The sequence below is a fragment of the Bradyrhizobium sp. genome (assembly GCF_049512235.1).
Taxonomy (GTDB): Bacteria; Pseudomonadota; Alphaproteobacteria; order Rhizobiales; family Xanthobacteraceae; genus Bradyrhizobium.
The window spans coordinates 13,965-30,393 of sequence record NZ_JBEKXH010000019.1 but is presented as its reverse complement, the minus strand read 5'-3'; the positions used below and the strand labels follow the sequence as shown (position 1 = coordinate 30,393).

The 16,429-nt window shown below is 62.1% G+C and carries 9 protein-coding genes; 5 read left to right on the top strand and 4 right to left on the bottom strand.

All coding sequences use genetic code 11. From position 1 onward, the window contains the following. Positions 1-991: 991 nt before the first annotated feature. Positions 992-3,076, bottom strand: coding sequence for a carbohydrate porin (locus tag ABSG20_RS03290; RefSeq protein ID WP_423863051.1), 2,085 nt, complete (start codon positions 3,074-3,076; stop codon positions 992-994). Positions 3,077-3,587: 511 nt separating this feature from the next. Between ABSG20_RS03290 and ABSG20_RS03285 the strand changes: the two genes are divergently transcribed. Further along, complete coding sequence (locus ABSG20_RS03285; protein WP_423863050.1) at positions 3,588-5,954, top strand: methyl-accepting chemotaxis protein; 2,367 nt, start codon at positions 3,588-3,590, stop codon at positions 5,952-5,954. Between the two features lie 76 nt (positions 5,955-6,030). Here the strand turns inward: ABSG20_RS03285 and ABSG20_RS03280 are convergent, their stop codons facing one another. Further along, positions 6,031-7,182: a zinc-binding dehydrogenase gene (locus tag ABSG20_RS03280; RefSeq protein WP_423863049.1), complete on the bottom strand. Its 1,152-nt coding sequence runs from the start codon at positions 7,180-7,182 to the stop codon at positions 6,031-6,033. 184 nt (positions 7,183-7,366) lie between these two features. After that, positions 7,367-10,414, bottom strand: a complete 3,048-nt coding sequence (locus tag ABSG20_RS03275) for a toll/interleukin-1 receptor domain-containing protein (RefSeq protein WP_423863048.1) — start codon at positions 10,412-10,414, stop codon at positions 7,367-7,369. A 194-nt stretch (positions 10,415-10,608) separates the two neighbouring features. Between ABSG20_RS03275 and ABSG20_RS03270 the strand changes: the two genes are divergently transcribed. Both ABSG20_RS03270 and ABSG20_RS03265 read left to right on the top strand, forming a co-directional pair. Beyond that, positions 10,609-11,220 (top strand): PilZ domain-containing protein, encoded by a 612-nt coding sequence (locus ABSG20_RS03270; RefSeq protein WP_423863047.1) that lies wholly within the window; start codon positions 10,609-10,611, stop codon positions 11,218-11,220. A 330-nt stretch (positions 11,221-11,550) separates the two neighbouring features. Beyond that, on the top strand, positions 11,551-12,171 hold the full coding sequence (locus ABSG20_RS03265; protein WP_423863046.1) for a transglutaminase-like cysteine peptidase: 621 nt from the start codon (positions 11,551-11,553) through the stop codon (positions 12,169-12,171). Positions 12,172-12,812: 641 nt separating this feature from the next. On the opposite strand, the gene ABSG20_RS03260 is transcribed toward ABSG20_RS03265, so the two are convergent. After that, positions 12,813-14,264 (bottom strand): MFS transporter, encoded by a 1,452-nt coding sequence (locus tag ABSG20_RS03260; protein ID WP_423863053.1) that lies wholly within the window; start codon positions 14,262-14,264, stop codon positions 12,813-12,815. 353 nt (positions 14,265-14,617) lie between these two features. On the opposite strand from ABSG20_RS03260, the gene ABSG20_RS03255 reads away from it, so the two are divergent. Together ABSG20_RS03255 and ABSG20_RS03250 are read left to right on the top strand one after the other, a co-directional pair. Further along, complete coding sequence (locus ABSG20_RS03255; protein WP_423863045.1) at positions 14,618-15,130, top strand: hypothetical protein; 513 nt, start codon at positions 14,618-14,620, stop codon at positions 15,128-15,130. A 334-nt stretch (positions 15,131-15,464) separates the two neighbouring features. Continuing rightward, the gene (locus ABSG20_RS03250) at positions 15,465-16,352 is read left to right on the top strand and encodes a dienelactone hydrolase family protein (protein WP_423863044.1); all 888 of its coding nucleotides are present in this window, start codon (positions 15,465-15,467) and stop codon (positions 16,350-16,352) included. Positions 16,353-16,429 lie beyond the last annotated feature (77 nt).

The following is a 16,429-nucleotide window of genomic DNA, read 5'->3' as shown; positions in this document are numbered from 1 at the left end:
AAAGAAGCACCGCACGAAGAAAACGGATGTCATCGGCTCGACAAAGCCGAAGCCGAACTCCGACCATTAGAGCCGGCTCAGTCCTTCTCAGACAACACTCCAGCGGCAACCAGATGTCGTAGGGTGGGTTGAGCTCTTCGCGAAACCCACCAATTCCGCCGCTGCGATGGGTTTCGTGATCAGTTCGGACATGCGTCCGATCTGGTCACTCCAACCCATCCTACAAGCGATCAGTTTCAAGGAATCCGTCGTCTAGTTATGGGCATGCCGACGAAATGTCGCCATGCGGGGGGCTGAAATCCAGTTCGCTCCCCACTCCCGGCAAATCGACCGTTCTTCGGCCGCATAGTTGGCACGCTCCAGTTGCTGGCTCTCGGCTGAGAACGGGCCTCGCAAGTGCCCCCACGTCGTCGCGCAGGCCGGCTGCGCTACCGCCAGCAGGAAGGCTGCGACCACGAAACCCATCACGCCGGTTCGCGCCGGCCTTTTGGATGGACGAGAAGTTAAAATACGCATTGAACGCTTCCCTAATTTGTTCCAAGCGTTCTTATACATCAGGGGACTGGCCGCGAAAACCCTGCGCCTTCGTTACCAATAATTATTATCCATAACTGCCGCCGCAGCAAGGCTATCGGTCAGCGGCGGTGTTCTTCTTCGCCGTCCTCGGTGCGGATCGAACGCCGATCGCCATCATGAAGCGATGGCGCGATCAGCCCTGGTATCAGCCATGGCGGCCGTTGCCAGCTCCCGAATGAAGAGAATGCGGATTCGGCACGGTAAACAGCGGGCAACATCTGGGTTGCGAATTGCAGCTAAATTGCTACCGCACTTTCTCATTTGATGGCTATGAGAGTCCCGCAAGATCAATCCAGAGGAAGCAACTCCACCATGAGCAACTTTCAAGCCATAGTATTTCTTCTATCCATAAGCGGCTTTATGCGCCTTGCGCTCAAGGCTGGCTTATGAATAAAAGCCGTACCGTGCTCAGGTGTTAGAATTGCCAGTGCAATCGGGCTGCGACGACATTCACGGGGCCACGGTCGGCGTTGTAGGCGGGATTGCTGACAAACTGATAGTCCAGGCTCAGCCGCGACGAAGCGGTCAGCGCGTAGCTGTAGTAAGTCTCGAAGATCTTCTCCAGACCTGAATTGGGCAATTGCCCGTCGCCGACGAGAATGCCGATGCCGCCGGCATTCAAGAATGCCACGTGTTCGCTGGAGATGCCATTGACGACGCCGGCGACGCCGATGGTATCATCCGGTCTGCCCCACAGCTTTCCCGACACTGCAACGCCGGCTTCAACCGTACGGTCGACGTCGGTGAAATCCCAGGGTTCGACATTGCCGTCAGCCCAGCCGGCACGCGCAAAAACACCGAGCGCATCCGTCACCTGCTGTTCGAGATTGATGCTCACGCCCGGCCGGCTGGTATAGGAACGGACCGCGGTGATATCGGCCGGCAGCCCGGTGGCCTGGGCCAGCGCGATGGCGTCCGAAAATTGCCCTGCACTGCCGCGGCTGAGGAATCCCGTGATCTTGATCTTGCCCGGCTGCCCCCAGAGCTCATGGCGCTCCTCGATTTCCGCCAGCATCTGGAATTGCTGGAAGGTGGGATCGAGCCCATAGGCGAGAGGACTATTGCCTCCCGCGGGCGTAGCCGACAGATCAAAAATGCCCGCACGGAAGGTCCAGTGCCCCTGATACCATTCCGCCGCGGCACCATAGGTGTAGCCCCAGGCATCGCCGGCATAGTCGAGCGTGCCGGCGTTGATCATGGTCCAGTTCAGAAAATCAGTCTTCGGATTGTTGGCGTATTTGTTGGTATCGAAGATGTCGTTGACGCCGAACCGTCCCACCGTCAGCACCACCCGGTCCGTGCTGTGCGAGCCGGCGAACTGGTTGATGTCATCGTCGACCTTCTCGGTCTCGCCGCCGAGGTTGATGGTCTGACGCAGAAAGGCACGCTGGATGCGCGCGTAAGCATAGTCCGCACCGAGCTTGTAGGATTCTCCGCTGAAAAACCCGGCCGCGCCATGGGTATCGGCCAGGCCGAAGCCCTGATCGATCTCGGGATTGGCCCAGAACTCGGCGCCCTGCCAGAGCTTCAGCCCCGCGAACAGCGTGGTATCGAACGTCTCCCGGCTTTGCCCGGTGCCGGACAGACTATTCTGCCCCGCATAAGGCGACCGGAACGACCCGTAGCCTTGATAGGTGAAGGTCGCCTGTCCGTGGAAGCTGACGATGTCCGCGAGCGGAGATGCCGACGACGCTGCGACCGTCGCCGGTGGCGGATCGCCAAAGTGGTAATTGAGGCCAAGCCGAAGCTGCTGCAGCGTGAAATTAGAGCTGATTCGCTGCAGCGCGCTCGGGTCATTCACGGTCGCCGTGGGATAGCCGGTCAATAGATATTCGGCGCGGGCAGTCCAGTTCGGCGCGATCGGAACTTCGACGCCGGCTCCCGCCGCCCAACCAAACCGCCACAAGTTCGTCGTCTCGCTGTTTCCCGCGGCAACCTGAGTGAGGGTCTGCTGGTCATAGGTCCAGGCCAGTCCGCCGGTGGCATAGAACAGCCAATTACCAGGGGCATATCCGATCCGGCCCCGCACCGTGCCGGACGACAGCACCGTCTCGCTCAAGCTCGCCGCGCCGAAAACCGGAGAGTTGAAGTTGGACGAGCCGCCGATCGAAAGGCCGTTGAGATCGGGCCATGCAGGAAATGTCGCGTCGGCTTCCGCGCCGATGACCAAGCGATGGGGAAGCATGTAATTGTAGCCGGCCTGCACGCCTTCAAAAAAGCTCCCACCTTCGGCGAAGACATCCGGCGGCAGGTATAGACTGAGCGAGCCGGTGGTAGAAGGCAATCCTGCCTGCGCGGGGGTGGCAATCCAATTCGAATTGCCGGCCGCGTAACCGATATGCCCACCCACATAGATCCCGGTCCAGTCGTAAAGCTGGGGCGCCGGGGGCGCCTTTACGGGAAAGCCGACAGGAAGATCCGCAGCGGCAAGCGGGCCGGCCGTCAGTGTGACGGCAATCGTCAGTCCAGCGCCAGTTACGGCAGATCGTAAGGTCTTCAAGATCTTCCCCCTTAAATCGACGTCCGTGTAACGCGGCCAAGCCTGTCGGCTATCTGACAAGGCGATGACTTTTGCTGTCCGTGCATCCGCCGATGACCGCAAATGAGTCGCGGCTTCACGATTTGATAAGGTTAAATTTTTTATGCTTAATTCTTCGTTGAGAATCCGGGCCGTACTTCTACGGCGCTCGCTGCACTCGTGCCTGGTGTTCGAAGGATTCCCGACGAAACCGGACGGCTTCGTCTCACGGCAAGACGGTCACGAGGTTTTCTTGACGTTCAAATTGACCGCAGTGGCCGAGGAGGCCGTGCGAAATTTCGTCAAAGGCCGCTTGGCGGCGTGACCCAGACGAGCGTTCGCACCGTTGTCAACGGATCCACTTCCGCCATCGACCGACAATTCGGCGCCCAGAGGCCGATGGCCCGTAGTTATACCGGCCCCGATCTTTTCCGTTTACTAGCTTCTCGATGATTGAATCGTCGCTTTCGCGGACGTTGGGCTGGAAAATCAGATGACGATCAGGCTAAAGCTATTTGCCATCACAGGATTGCTTTGCGCCATCATCATGGTCTTTGTCGGCCTGTTCGCCAAGGCCGCCCTCGACGAACGATTGGGCTTGCAGAAAGCCTCGGCCATCAATGCGATATCCGATCAATATCTGGCGGCGGCCGCGGCATGGGCGATCGAGCGCGGCACCGGCAACTCCATCGTCAACAGTCCCGCGAAGGTGACCGAGGCGCAGCGACAGAGCATCGCGACACAGCGGCAAATCGGCGATGCCGCATTTGCCGAGGCCGGCCGGCTGCTGAACCTGATGGCGGATGCCCCGGCGGCGGCCCGGGAGCGCAACCAGCACGTCGAAAACAAGCTCGCGCAATTCGCCGCTTTGCGGTCGAAGGTTGACGACGCAAAATCGCTCGACCCCGAACTGGTGGCGGGCTGGTTCCCTGCCGCAACTGCGCTGATTGCGGACGTCCAATCCGCCCGGATGGCCATCGAGCGCGCGCTTCCGCGCAGTCTGCCGGGCAGCGTGCGCGGCCTGTTCGAATTGAAAGGGCTGCTCGCGACCATGAGCGAAGCGGCCGGCCGCGAGCGCGGCGGCATTGCCGGCGTCATCGCGAGCACCAAACCGCTTTCCGGCGCGCAATATATGGCGCAGGGAGAAAATCGCGGCGAAATCGAACTTTCCTGGAGCCGCATGGAGGCGCTCTCCGGAGGGCTCGATGCCGAGCTTGCAAGATCGATCGACGCCATCCGCAAGGACTATTTTGACGACTTCCAGAAAGTCCGCGCCGCGGTCTACTCCGCTTCCGCCGCGGGCGCCCCGTATCCGATGCAACCAGCCGAATGGTTCGCGCAGGCGAGCGCCGCCATCGAGCAGATCATCGCGGCGCAGAAACTGGCAACCCAGGTCGCCAGCCGCGAGATCTCCGCTGCCAACGATGCGGCCCTGCTGCAGCTTTTTGTTGCGATCGCGATCGCATCGGTCATTGCCGGCATTGCGCTGCTGTCGATGTGGCTCATTCGAAGCCAGATCGTCGGTCCGATCGTCAACATGTCCCGGTCGATGCGGATGCTCGCGGGAGGCGACCTGGAAATCGAAGTGCCCGGCCTGCACCGGCACGACGAGATCGGCGAAATGGCCGGCGCCGTCGGCGTCTTCAAGGAGACGGCCATCGAGAAGAAGCGCCTCGACAAGGCGCATCTGTTCGCCCAGGAAGAGGCGCAACAGGAACGCATGCAAGCCCTGCAGACCATGGCCGAGACCGTCGAACGCGAAACCACCACGGCGGTCGGCGAAGTTGCCGCCGGAACCGGCCGGATGGCCAGCCGCGCCGTTCGAATGAACGATGGCGCCCTGGTGCTGGGAACCAAGAGTACGAGCGTCGCCGCCGCCGCGGAGCAAGCGCTGTCAAATGCGCAAATCGTCGCCACGGCCTCCAGCGAGCTCAGCAAATCGATCACCGAAATCGCCTCCCAGGTCAGCGCGTCGAGAACTCTTACCGTCGAAGCGGTTGCAGCTTCGAGCAGCGCACAAGCGACCATCGCCAAGCTTTCGGATGCCGCGAGCAAAGTCGGGGCCGTGACCAGCCTGATCAGCGAGATCGCCAGCCAGACCAACCTTTTGGCGCTCAATGCCACGATCGAAGCGGCCCGCGCCGGCCCGGCGGGCCGCGGCTTTGCGGTGGTCGCCGCCGAAGTAAAATCGCTGGCCGAGCAAACGGCGAAGGCCACCAGCGACATCGCCCAGCAAATCTCCGAAATTCAGCTGGCGACGGACGAGTCGGTCCGCTCCATCAGCGCCATCGGCGAAGTGATCCGCAATGTGGAATCGGTGTCCTCGATGATCTCGGCCGCCGTGGAAGAGCAAAGCGCGGTGACCAGCGAAATTGCCAGGACCGTTGAACAGACATCGCTGGCGGCCCGGGAAGTCGCGGAGCAGATAGCCGCGGTCTCGAACGAAGCGGTTGAGACCGGACGTCACGCCTCGGAAATCAAGGAGGAGGCCTCCGACATCGCCGCCAAGGTCGATGGCCTGCGTTTGATCCTGGTTCGCGTCATCCGGACGTCGACGGCAGACGTCAATCGCCGAATGTTCGAGCGAAAAGAGATCAATCGGCCGGGAACGCTCGAAATTCGGGGCAGCACGCACCGCGTGATGGTCCACGACCTTTCCGAAGGCGGAGCGAAAATCGGCGCTCTGGAGGTGGACGTCGCCATCAACACACCCATCAGCCTGGTGTTCGAAGGATTCCCGACGAAACTGGACGGCTTCGTCTGCCGGCGGGACGATCACGGGGTGTTCTTGACGTTCAAATTGACCGCGGTGGCCGAGGAGGCCGTGCGAAATTTCGTCAAGGGCCGTCTGGCGGCCTGACCCGGGTTTGAGTTCGCGCCGGTCGGTTTGCCGCTGATCGGGAGTTGCGCCCGGGAAAGGGAGGTTTGGGCTGTCATCATTCCGCCAGTTCCGGCCAAGGCACGATGGTGGATTTCACCGTCTTCATCGCCATGGCGTCGGCGACCGCGCGGCCGATGCCTTCTTCGGAGAACGGATACAGCGTCTGCATCTCGAGCCAGGGATATTTGTCGCGGGTGCGTGAGAGCATGTCGACGCCGAGCGGCAGGTCATTGCCGGTGAAACCCCAGGAACCCAGTACGTTGAGATCCTTGGTGCAGATGCGATGCCATGAGGTCTCAATCGAGCCGGCATCGGTGAACTGGCCCATCTCGACATAGGTGCCGCCGTCGCGCAGCATTTCGATGCCTTCGGGACCGGCGCTCGGATGTCCCGAACAATCCATCACCAGATCGGCGCCGAAGCCGCCGACGATGTCGCGCACCGCCTGGATGCGGGCTTGCGGCGTGCTGACCTCACCGATATCGACGGTCGCCTCCGCGCCGAACTGGCGCGCCAGCGCAAGCCGCGGCATCTCCGGCGCGCCGACGCAGATCACGCGCCCGGCGCCCATCTCCTGCGCCGCGGCAACCGCCAAAATCCCGATCGGGCCGGAGCCCTGGATCACCACGGTGTCGCCCCAGCTGAAGCCGCCGGCGCGGGTGGCGCGATTGAAGGCGCGGATGCAGGAGGTTAGCGGCTCCGACAAGGCACCGAGCCGCAGCGGCATGTCATCCGGCAGCTTGTAGATCTTGGTGCCCGGCAGCATGTCGAGATCGACATAGACATATTCCGCGAAGCCGCCCCACAGATGCGGCGCCTTGTCGAAGCCGAGATAGCGGCCGTAATAGACCGGGGTCAGGCACTTGTTGGCGTTTTGGGGATAATGAAGGCAGTAATAGCAACGGCCGCACGGCATCAGCGGCGGGATCATCACCTTCGAGCCCACGCCAAGCGGCTTGCTCATGAAGTCTTCCTTGAACTCGGCGCCGACTTCGACCAGCACGCCGCCGATTTCGTGACCGAGCGTGAACGGCCAGGGCAAGGGCTTGGGCCAATGGCCTTTCAGAATGTGCAGGTCGGTGCCGCAGACGCCGCAGGCGCCGACTTTTATCAGCGCCGCCTTGTCCGGAATTTTCGGCCACGGCACGCTGCGGATGACCGGCGGCGCGCCGGGACCGTCATGGGTCGCTACGCGAATTGGCTGCATGAGCGTTGCTCCCAGGCTTTTCGGCGTTGTCGGTTCGAGACCAAGCCGGAGCGAGACTAGGTGAATTAGGCAAGGATGCCAATCCGGGTTGCCCTATGTCCCCCTATCTCCTCTTTGCCGGGCATCATTCGCATCCAGGCGCGGGCGCTGGCGGCACGGGTCATTCAACCAAGGCATGTGTGGATTACACCCTCGGCGGCAGGCCGGCGAACTTTCGCTCGCCGCGCAGGACCGCCCGCAGTTCGGCCAGTTCCTGGTCGCGGTTGTGATAACCGCAACTCTTGATGTAATCGGAAGCGACTGCGAGACAGGTTGCCGCCTCCTCTTTCAATCGCGCCACTTCAGCAGCCGCCGGCATGACCGGCTTCTGTGGACTGTCGCCGATGCGGCCGTTGAGCGGCGCAAACGCTTCGATTTGCGCCAGTGCCAGCCGCGCGCGCTCCAATGCCGCGTCGCACAGAAAAAGTTTCATCGGCCCGGGCTCAGCGATCTCCTCGACTTCATCGAGGTCCCGGACGGCGCCCTTCCAATCGCCGATGCTGCGGCGGAACACCGCGCGCGCAAGAAAGCCGCGCGGAAGTTCACTGAGCAGGGCGGCTTCCCGCAGGCCCTCGACAGCCGCTGCAAGCCGCGTGCGCGCTGCGATCCCATCGTCGCGCCGATTGCTCGCCGGTCGCCGCGAGGCCATACTTTCAAGCGCCAAGCCAAGATGAGCACGACCGATGGTCAGCCGGTCCAGGGCGATCAGGACCAGCCAATTCTGCCGCTTGACCCACTGCAACGTTCGCGCCGCCCGGACACGCGCGGCGGACCACTCACCCCAATTCAGCAGCAGCTCACAATAATTGAAACCCGCGCCTTGCAAAAGCAGCGGATGCTTCGGCTGAAACTTCTGCTGCTGCCGCTCGGCGTCGGCGAACAGCGCCGCGGCGGCCTCGTGCTTGCCGGCCGCATGGGCCGCCGCGGCAAGACCCGCACGTCTGCTGATCATCTGATATCGATCGCCGCTGCGATCGGCGTACACGACCGATTGCTCCGCTGTGATCTGTGCCGCGGCAACATTGCCGATGAGCAGTTCCGCCGCGCTTGCAAGGCCCGCGGCGATGGCGGCATTACGCCAGTCCCCCCTTGACGCATACATCTGAAGCGCGGCACGCATGGCCGGCTGCGCCTCGGCGATCCGCCCCCGTGCTTGCAGCGTGGATCCAGCCTCGCCGAGCATCCAGGAACGAGACTCGGCGTTCAATCCGGCGGCCGGCGTCCGATAGGCATCCTCGAAAAACCAGGAAATGGCCGCAAGGTCGCTGTCGACGGCGCCGAGCTTGCTGCTTGCATAGAATTCATAATCGCCCTCGGGCAACCGCCGGCAGATGCGCGCTTTGTAAACGTGGTCGAGCGCCTCCTGGTGCCTGTTCGCAAGACAGCCGTGGGCGATCGCCTGGTAGAGCGGCGCGAGGCTTTCGAGGGTTGGCGAGGTTCCTTCCTTCGTCGTGTCGCGCAAATGCTCGTAAAGCCGGGCATGGGCGGCCCGCCATCCTGTCTCGTTGCTTTGCCGAAGCCGTTCGCCAAACCATTCCCGCAGCAGCGGATGGGCATCGAGCGCGTCCGGCGCGAAGGGGTCTTCCGGATCAAGCAGTCTTACCTCCCGCAAAAGCCCGATCGCGCCACGCCAGGCGTCGTCGGTAAGGTCGAAAATCACATCGGTGAGACCATCGATGATCGGCTTGCGACGCAGCGAATTCATGCAGTCGGCGCTCGCCGGGCGGTCGAACAGACCGATCAGATGCATGATCGCCAGCAACACCGGCTCGCGCGCGAGCCACTCGCGCTCATAGGCCTCGATGACACGGCGCGCCTGATCGCGGCCGGCGTCATCGGGGTCAGCGATCACCGCGCGAACGGAGTAGCGCCGGCTGACATCGCCGCCATGCAGAAGTCTCAGGAACCCCGCGAGTAGGCTCAAGGCCAAAGCGTGACCGGCGAAATCGCGCGCCGCGCCGCGCAGCGCCTCGGCAGGACCGATCACTCCACTATCCCCGAGCAAGGCCGCGCCGGCTTCGTCGGACAGCCGGCCGAGATCGATCAGCGGCGCGCTGCCGTCTTGCCATTTCCGCAGATCGGCGACGGCGAGCCGGCTCGTCAGCACGACCAGACTGTGACCCGCGCCCGGCGGCTTGGCCGCGAGGCCGCGCAAAAATGCGCGCAATCCCTGGTCCTTCAGCGCCCCCTTTTGTCCCTCCGGGCCATGCTGGAGCGGCTCCAGGCCATCGAGCACCAGCAGCACGCGACGGCGTGACAGTTCGTCGGCAAGTCTTTCGCCCTTGGTGCCCGAATTCGTCGTATCAATCTTGACCTTGAGTTTTCCGAGCGCCCAATCGAGAAATCCCTCGCCGGAAGCCGCGCGCTCTTTCGTCCCCTGGCTGTAGAATGACCAACACAGCACGGCAGCGGCGTTGCGATAACCTTCGTTGCGAACGCGGGTCAACCACTCGGTGACGAGAGATGTCTTGCCGGCGCCGCCCCAGGCCACGAGTGAAATGATCTTTGTCCGCTCGTCGGCCCAGGCGTCGTCTAATCGCCTGAGTTCGGCCTCACGGCCGACCAGTATGTTGTAGGGTATCTCCGGCAGACGGCCATAGTCCACGATGGAGGGAAAGACACTTCGCCCCGCCGACGAAAGCACTGGCGCAGAGCTGCGAAGTTTAGCCAGACGATCCGGGGAAAGCGCCTCCGTGATCCGTGAATTCCTTGAGGCGACCGCCGTCTCGTTTGGAGTCGGCGTCACGATCTCATCGATCTGGCGGGCGATGACCGTCATCTCCCGGTCCCGCTCGGGGTCCTGAAGCTCCGAGAGCGCTTTGCCGTCCTTTGGCCTGCGATTTGGCTGGTCAAGCCAAGGCAGCGGCCGGGTGTAATAGGGCGTCACAACGATCGGGCAGAACTGCACCTCGGCCTTTGGCCGCTCCAGGACACGCCCGACTTCCTCGGTGCGGATAAACTCCGAGGCCAGCGCATAGCGCGACACCAGCAGGACAAATATCCGGGACGCATCGATCGCGGAATAGATATCGCCGCGCCAGTCGTCACCGATGCGGAGCTTTTCGTCGTCCCATATCTGGAGGGTCCAATAATCCGCCAGCGGCGCGAAAAAGGACCGCACATACTCGAGCCACGCCCGGTCCCTATGGCTGTAGCTTATGAAAATAACCGGCTTTGCCGTACCGTCCGACATGCGCGTTCCCACAACCCGGGCACGAGAGTGCCAGCGTCTGCGCGCAGGTCAAGGTACCCCTCGGAGTTCCCGGAAGCCCCGTTGCCCCCACCCTATAATTGCCCGGCCTGGTCGCGCCCCTTGCTAACGGCTCATTAACCGTGCGCGCCGTAAGGTTCTGACGACACCGAGCAGCCGGTTGTCGGATGGCAAAGATGTCGTTGGCGTATAAAAAGATTCTTCCGGCCGCCGAAGAGCGCCGGCGGTTTCAGCGGGTGAAGGTGCATCTGCTCGGCCGCTATATGCTGCCTGACCGCCGCGAATTTCCCTGCCAGATCATCAATATGTCGCCGGGCGGTCTGGCCCTGCTGGCGCCCGGCATCGGCAATGTCGGCGACCGCGTGATCGCCTATCTCGACCATATCGGCCGGGTCGAGGGCAAGATCACCCGCATCATCGACAATGGCTTTGCCATGACCGTCGGTGCGACCGCCCGCAAGCGCGACAAGCTCGCGGCGCAACTGACCTGGCTTGCCAACCGCGACATTCTCAACCTGCCGGAAGACCGCCGCCACGACCGTATCGTGCCACGCAACCCGATCGCGCTGTTGACGCTTGAAGACGGCACCAAGATGACTTGCCGGATTATCGACCTGTCGCCATCCGGCGCCGCCATCGCCGCGGAAAACCGCCCGCCGCTGAAATCATTGGTCCTGCTCGGCAACGTGCAGGCCCGGGTGGTGCGAAACCTCGACGAAGGCTTCGCGCTGGAATTCATTCACCAGCAGCTGGCCGAGACGCTCGAAGTCAGCGTTAGCGCGCGGTAAAGCGCCGCGCGCCGCATTTCCCGATCCATGCCACGACCTGACGGCGAATCCGCGTCAGCGGATACCGCCCGCTTGCGTTCGAGGCATCCGCGGCCAGGTTAACGCCGCCTGCTTTTGTCGCCATTACCGCAGGACTGACGGCCTCCAGCTGCTTAATGCGTAAAATTTGAAGTAATTGCCGCTCGTTCAAATTCTAATCAAATTTCACTCAAGTATGAATCGAATACGCCGCGGTTTTTACTCAACCCTGTTTCAATTGCGCCCGCGACACTTAGCGTCGGCGCAAAACCTTTGTGTGACTGATGGTCCCAACAAGAAACGGGGAACATCATGTTTGGGTTCAGGGGTCAGGCGAAGGGTTTGGCGATTGTCGCCGTGCTGGTGGCACTGAATGCACCAGCGCGCGCGGGTGACGAGCGAGTTTTATTTGCGAGCCTTGGCGACGTCACGCGCGCGCCGATCGGCTGGATTGACTTCTGTGCGGACAATCCCGGCGAGTGCCGCGGCGGCGCCTCAGAGCCACGCGATATCGTGATGTCGCAGACGGCCTGGCGGGATCTGCTGCGGGTCAACCGCTGGGCCAACGAGACCATCAAGCCGATGACCGACATGGATCATTGGGGCGTGATCGAGAAATGGTCGATACCGACGGACGGCTACGGCGATTGCGAGGACTATGTACTGTTGAAGCGCAAGATGCTGATCGATGCCGGCTGGCCGCGTGAGGCGCTCTTGATCACGGTGGTGCGCGACAAAAAAGGCGAAGGCCACGCGGTGCTGACGGTGAAGAGCGACAAGGGCGAGTTCGTTCTCGACAACCAGAACCAAAACGTCGTGGCCTGGACCGAGACCGGATACCGCTTCGTCAAGCGTCAGTCGCAGAGCGATCCGAATGTGTGGGTCTCGCTTGGCGACGGCCGGCCCGCGGTCGCTACCGCCAGCGCCCGCTAACCGAGCAAGAGACAAAAGGAGCTACGCGACCCGGTCACATCCCCACCCCTCCCCGTCCCAGACCGGATCGCGCGCGGCCAGCTCTTCCCCCAAAGAGCTGGCCGCAACTTTATTCACGACAACGGTTGACGAACGCGAGATCGGAATTCCGGCGTTGGACGACGGACAAGTGGTGATCCCTGCCGAAGTTCGTGCTCAGCTCCGGTACCGGGGGAGCGGTAAACCTCGAAGTCGGTGTTGTGGTGCAACACCAGCGCTGGGGCCGCTTCGGGTTAAGCGGCAGAGGTCAGAGAGCCCGCATACATAGGTTTCATGGAATCGATCGTCTGGATTGAACCACACCGATTGCGTCGTTTAACCCTCATCCTGAATTCTATCGCAAACCTACAATCTATGATTGTAACACTTATAGATACAATCCATCGCAGCCAATGCTGCGCCAAAAACGCGGAAATGCGTTTGATCTCAGGGTCATGAGCGACGCGGGGGTCGGGCCAAGGCTGAAACCGACGACCTCGGCCGGCAGCACGCCTCTTGTTCATGATCCCGGCGGCCGGCATGGCTACGGCCTCGCCCACGGGCGCTTTTGCGTACCCATGCTGTCGCTGCCGTTCAGGCAGCGGACGCCGCGTTCGCTCAATTCATCCTTCGCTGGAAAGCGGGCTCGCGATGTCTTCGAGCGATTTTCCTTCCGCATCGATGCCGAACTTCCATTCGGTCGCGGCGGCGATCAGAAGCAGCAGCGCGGCGAGCACATATCCGATGCTGACCATCCAGCTCGATCCGGAGCCGATCAGGAAACCGAACAGCAGCGGCGACAGGCTGCCGCCGATCGCGGTCCCCAAAGCGTAAAAACACGCGATGGCCAGCGCCCTGGTCTCCAGCGGAAATATCTCGCTGGCGGTCAGATAAGCCGAACTCGCCGCGGCCGAAGCGAAAAAGAAGATCAGGAGCCATGCGGCGGTCTGCGTCACCTCACCTAGAATTCCCGCGCCGAACAGCAACGCGGTCGCCAGCAGCAGCAGTCCGCTGAGCGCGAACGTACCCCCGATCATCTTGCGGCGTCCGACCGTATCGAACAGCGTGCCGAGCAACAGCGGACCGCAGAAATTTCCGAGCGCCAGCGGCAAGAGATAATATCCGACATGCTGCTCGGGCACGTGATAGAAATGCGACAGGATGAGCCCGTAGCTGAAGAATACCGAATTATAGAGAAAGGATTGCGCCACCATCAGCACCAGCGCCAGGATGCTGCGGCTCCGATATTTGCCGAGCATCGACGCAAAGATCATGCCCAGCCCGAACGACCTGCGGGGATGCACCGTGAGGCTGCCCTTGGCCGGCGGCAGTTTTTTCCCGGAGGAAGCCGCAACCTGCTGCTCGATGCTTCTGACCGTCCGCTCGGCCTCTTCCGCCCGGCAATGGGTCACCAGCCATCGCGGACTTTCCGGCACAAAACGCCGAAGCAGCAGGATGGAAAGTCCGAGCACGCCTCCGATACCGAAGCCGAGGCGCCAGCCGGTGCCGGCCGCGAACAGGTTTTGATCGAGCAGCAAGGGCGTGATGGCCGCACCGGCAGCAGCACCCACCCAGAAACTGCCATTCACGATCAGGTCAATACGGCCGCGATATTTGGCCGGGATCAGTTCGTCGATCGCCGAGTTCACAGCGGCATATTCGCCACCGATGCCGAAACCGGTGACCATGCGAAAACATGCAAAGCTCAGGAAATTCCAGGCCAGCGCGCTCAGCAATACGCCGGCGAGATAGAGGATCAGGGTGGCATAAAACACCAGCCGGCGTCCGAAGCGGTCAGTCACCCAGCCGGAGACCAGCGCGCCAGTGACCGCGCCAACGACATAGAACGAAGCGACCGCGCCCAGATTTGCGGACGTCAAATGCAGCGTCTGGGCGCTCTGCAGCGCCGGTCCGAGCGCGCCGACAATGGTGACTTCGAGTCCGTCGAGGATCCAGGTTACGCCGAGCCCGACCACGATCAGCAGATGAAAGCGGCTCCAGGGCAGCCGGTCGAGCCTGGCCGGGACATCGGTTTTGACCGCCGCGCCGCCTGACGCTGATGTGGTGACCGGCATGTTCAATGATCGCGCTCCTGCAGCGAGAGCTAAACCTGCGCCGCGCCCGAGAGGTTCCACATCCGCATCGGAACATCAGTCGGTTTTTTCGTCGATTGTCACTGCGCTGCGATCCAAGGCACACCGGGTTGCCCGTCAGAATCGTCGCAATATGCGGCTTGCGAAAATGCGGGTGGCACCCGGAAAAAGCCACGATGCGAAAGTTAGAATGAATGCAACGATTGGGTGCGTCCCACCCAGGGTGGCGGCGGCTGTTTGGCGACGCTGCAAACCATGTTTTGTTCGGGGCCCGCGCCTCAGGTTTTTGTGCTAGTTTCGAGAATTCGCGCTCCGTCGGGCTTGGGAGTTCAATGATGGAAGTCAGATCGCTGGATGCGAAGACCGGAGGCTTCGGGCATGGCGGCTCGCAGCCAATTGCGCTGGCGGCCGGGGCCCTCATCGTCATCATGCTCGGCATTGGCTCGATTGCGCTGTGGCGCGGTTACACCGGCGCAATGGCCGAACCAGACCGCGTCGTAGCGGTCCGCCAATTACAGGCCAAGGCCGCACAAGCCTCCGAGCAGTTGGTCGAAAAAACCAAGGGTTTGGAGGTTACCCAGCAGGAGTCGATCGATCAGTTGCAAGTCATTCAGGACCAATTGCAGACCGTCAAACGCCTGCTCGCCGCCCAGCAGGCTGACACCAAGCGGCTCTCTGAGCAGGTTTCGGCTCTCACGGAGGCGATCGATGGGCTGCGGCAGTCGTTCGCAAGCGTCCAAAGCACCGAAGCCTCCGATCGCCCTCCCAGTCACAACAGGTCGATCCGAACCCGGTTTCATGCGACCAGGACCGCCCATCGTCGCAAGGCTGGCAAAACGTCGGGCTGACGGCCGGCGCAGGGCCATTGCGCCGTTGGTCGCATAGTTCTTCCCAAAATGGGTCGGCAACAAATTTTTTGCCGATTGTGAAATAGATCACAGCCGTCCGTAAATAGCCGGGGCAATATGCACTCACCGGCGGGCGAAAGCCGATTTCAATGTCCGGGGCTGGCAAGGCTGTTGGCGTTATACTGCGCCGACGGCCTTGTTTTTTTGTCCGGCCGGAAGGGGCCGAACGCGTCCCGTCCCGGCACCAACGTGGCCCATAACTTCGCGGGCTGGTGATTTGCATTCCCAAAAAATTACCTGCTGAATGCGCCTCCCAAGCTGGAGGTAATCCCTTATGAGTGCCGAGCCCATACCGACATCTGATGTCATCGGACTGACAAAAGCCGCGCCATTTTCACGTCGCGGCATCATGACCGCTTCGGCTGCTGTGGCCGCCGGCTATACGCTGGCCGCCGGACCCGTGCGCGCCGACGTCATCAAGACCGACACCGACGGCCTCACCGCGGGCGATGCCAAGATCAAGGTGGCCGATGGTGAAATGCCCGGCTATTTCGCGCGCCCGAACGGCGTCAGCAACCCACCGGTGGTGCTGGTTGCCATGGAAATTTTCGGCCTGCACGAATACATCAAGGATGTGACGCGGCGTCTGGCCAAACTCGGCGCGTTCGCGGTGGCGCCGGATTACTACTTCCGCAAGGGTGTCGATCTCACCAAAATCACCGACATCCCGCAATTGCTGCCGATCGTGAATGCCAAACCGGACGCGGAGTTGCTCTCCGATCTCGATAGCACGGTCGCCTGGGCCAAGTCGCAGGGCGGCGACACCGGCCGGCTCGGCATCATCGGCTTCTGCCGCGGCGGCCGCACGGTATGGGAATATGCCGCCCACAGCGGAGCCCTCAGGGCGGGCGTTGCATTTTACGGGCCCCCGGTCGATCCGCCGAACCCGCTTTGGCCGAAAAGTCCGACCCAGCTTGCGCCGGAGATGAAAGCGCCGGTGCTCGGCCTTTACGGCGAAGCCGATACCGGCATTGCCGTGGCCCAGGTCGAGGCGCTAAAGGCCGCGCTCGCGCAGGCCAACAAGACTGCCGAATTCAAGATCTATCCGGGTGCGCCGCACGGATTCCACGCAGACTATCGGGCGAGCTACCGCAAGGAAGCCGCCGAGGATGCATGGAACCAGATGCAGGCCTGGTTCAGGAAATACAAGGTCCTGGGCTGACAGAACCACACAGCGGCCCCGATGGATGATCGGGGCCACGGTCATGTCGCTTGAAAAAGCCGCAGCGCGCTTACTGC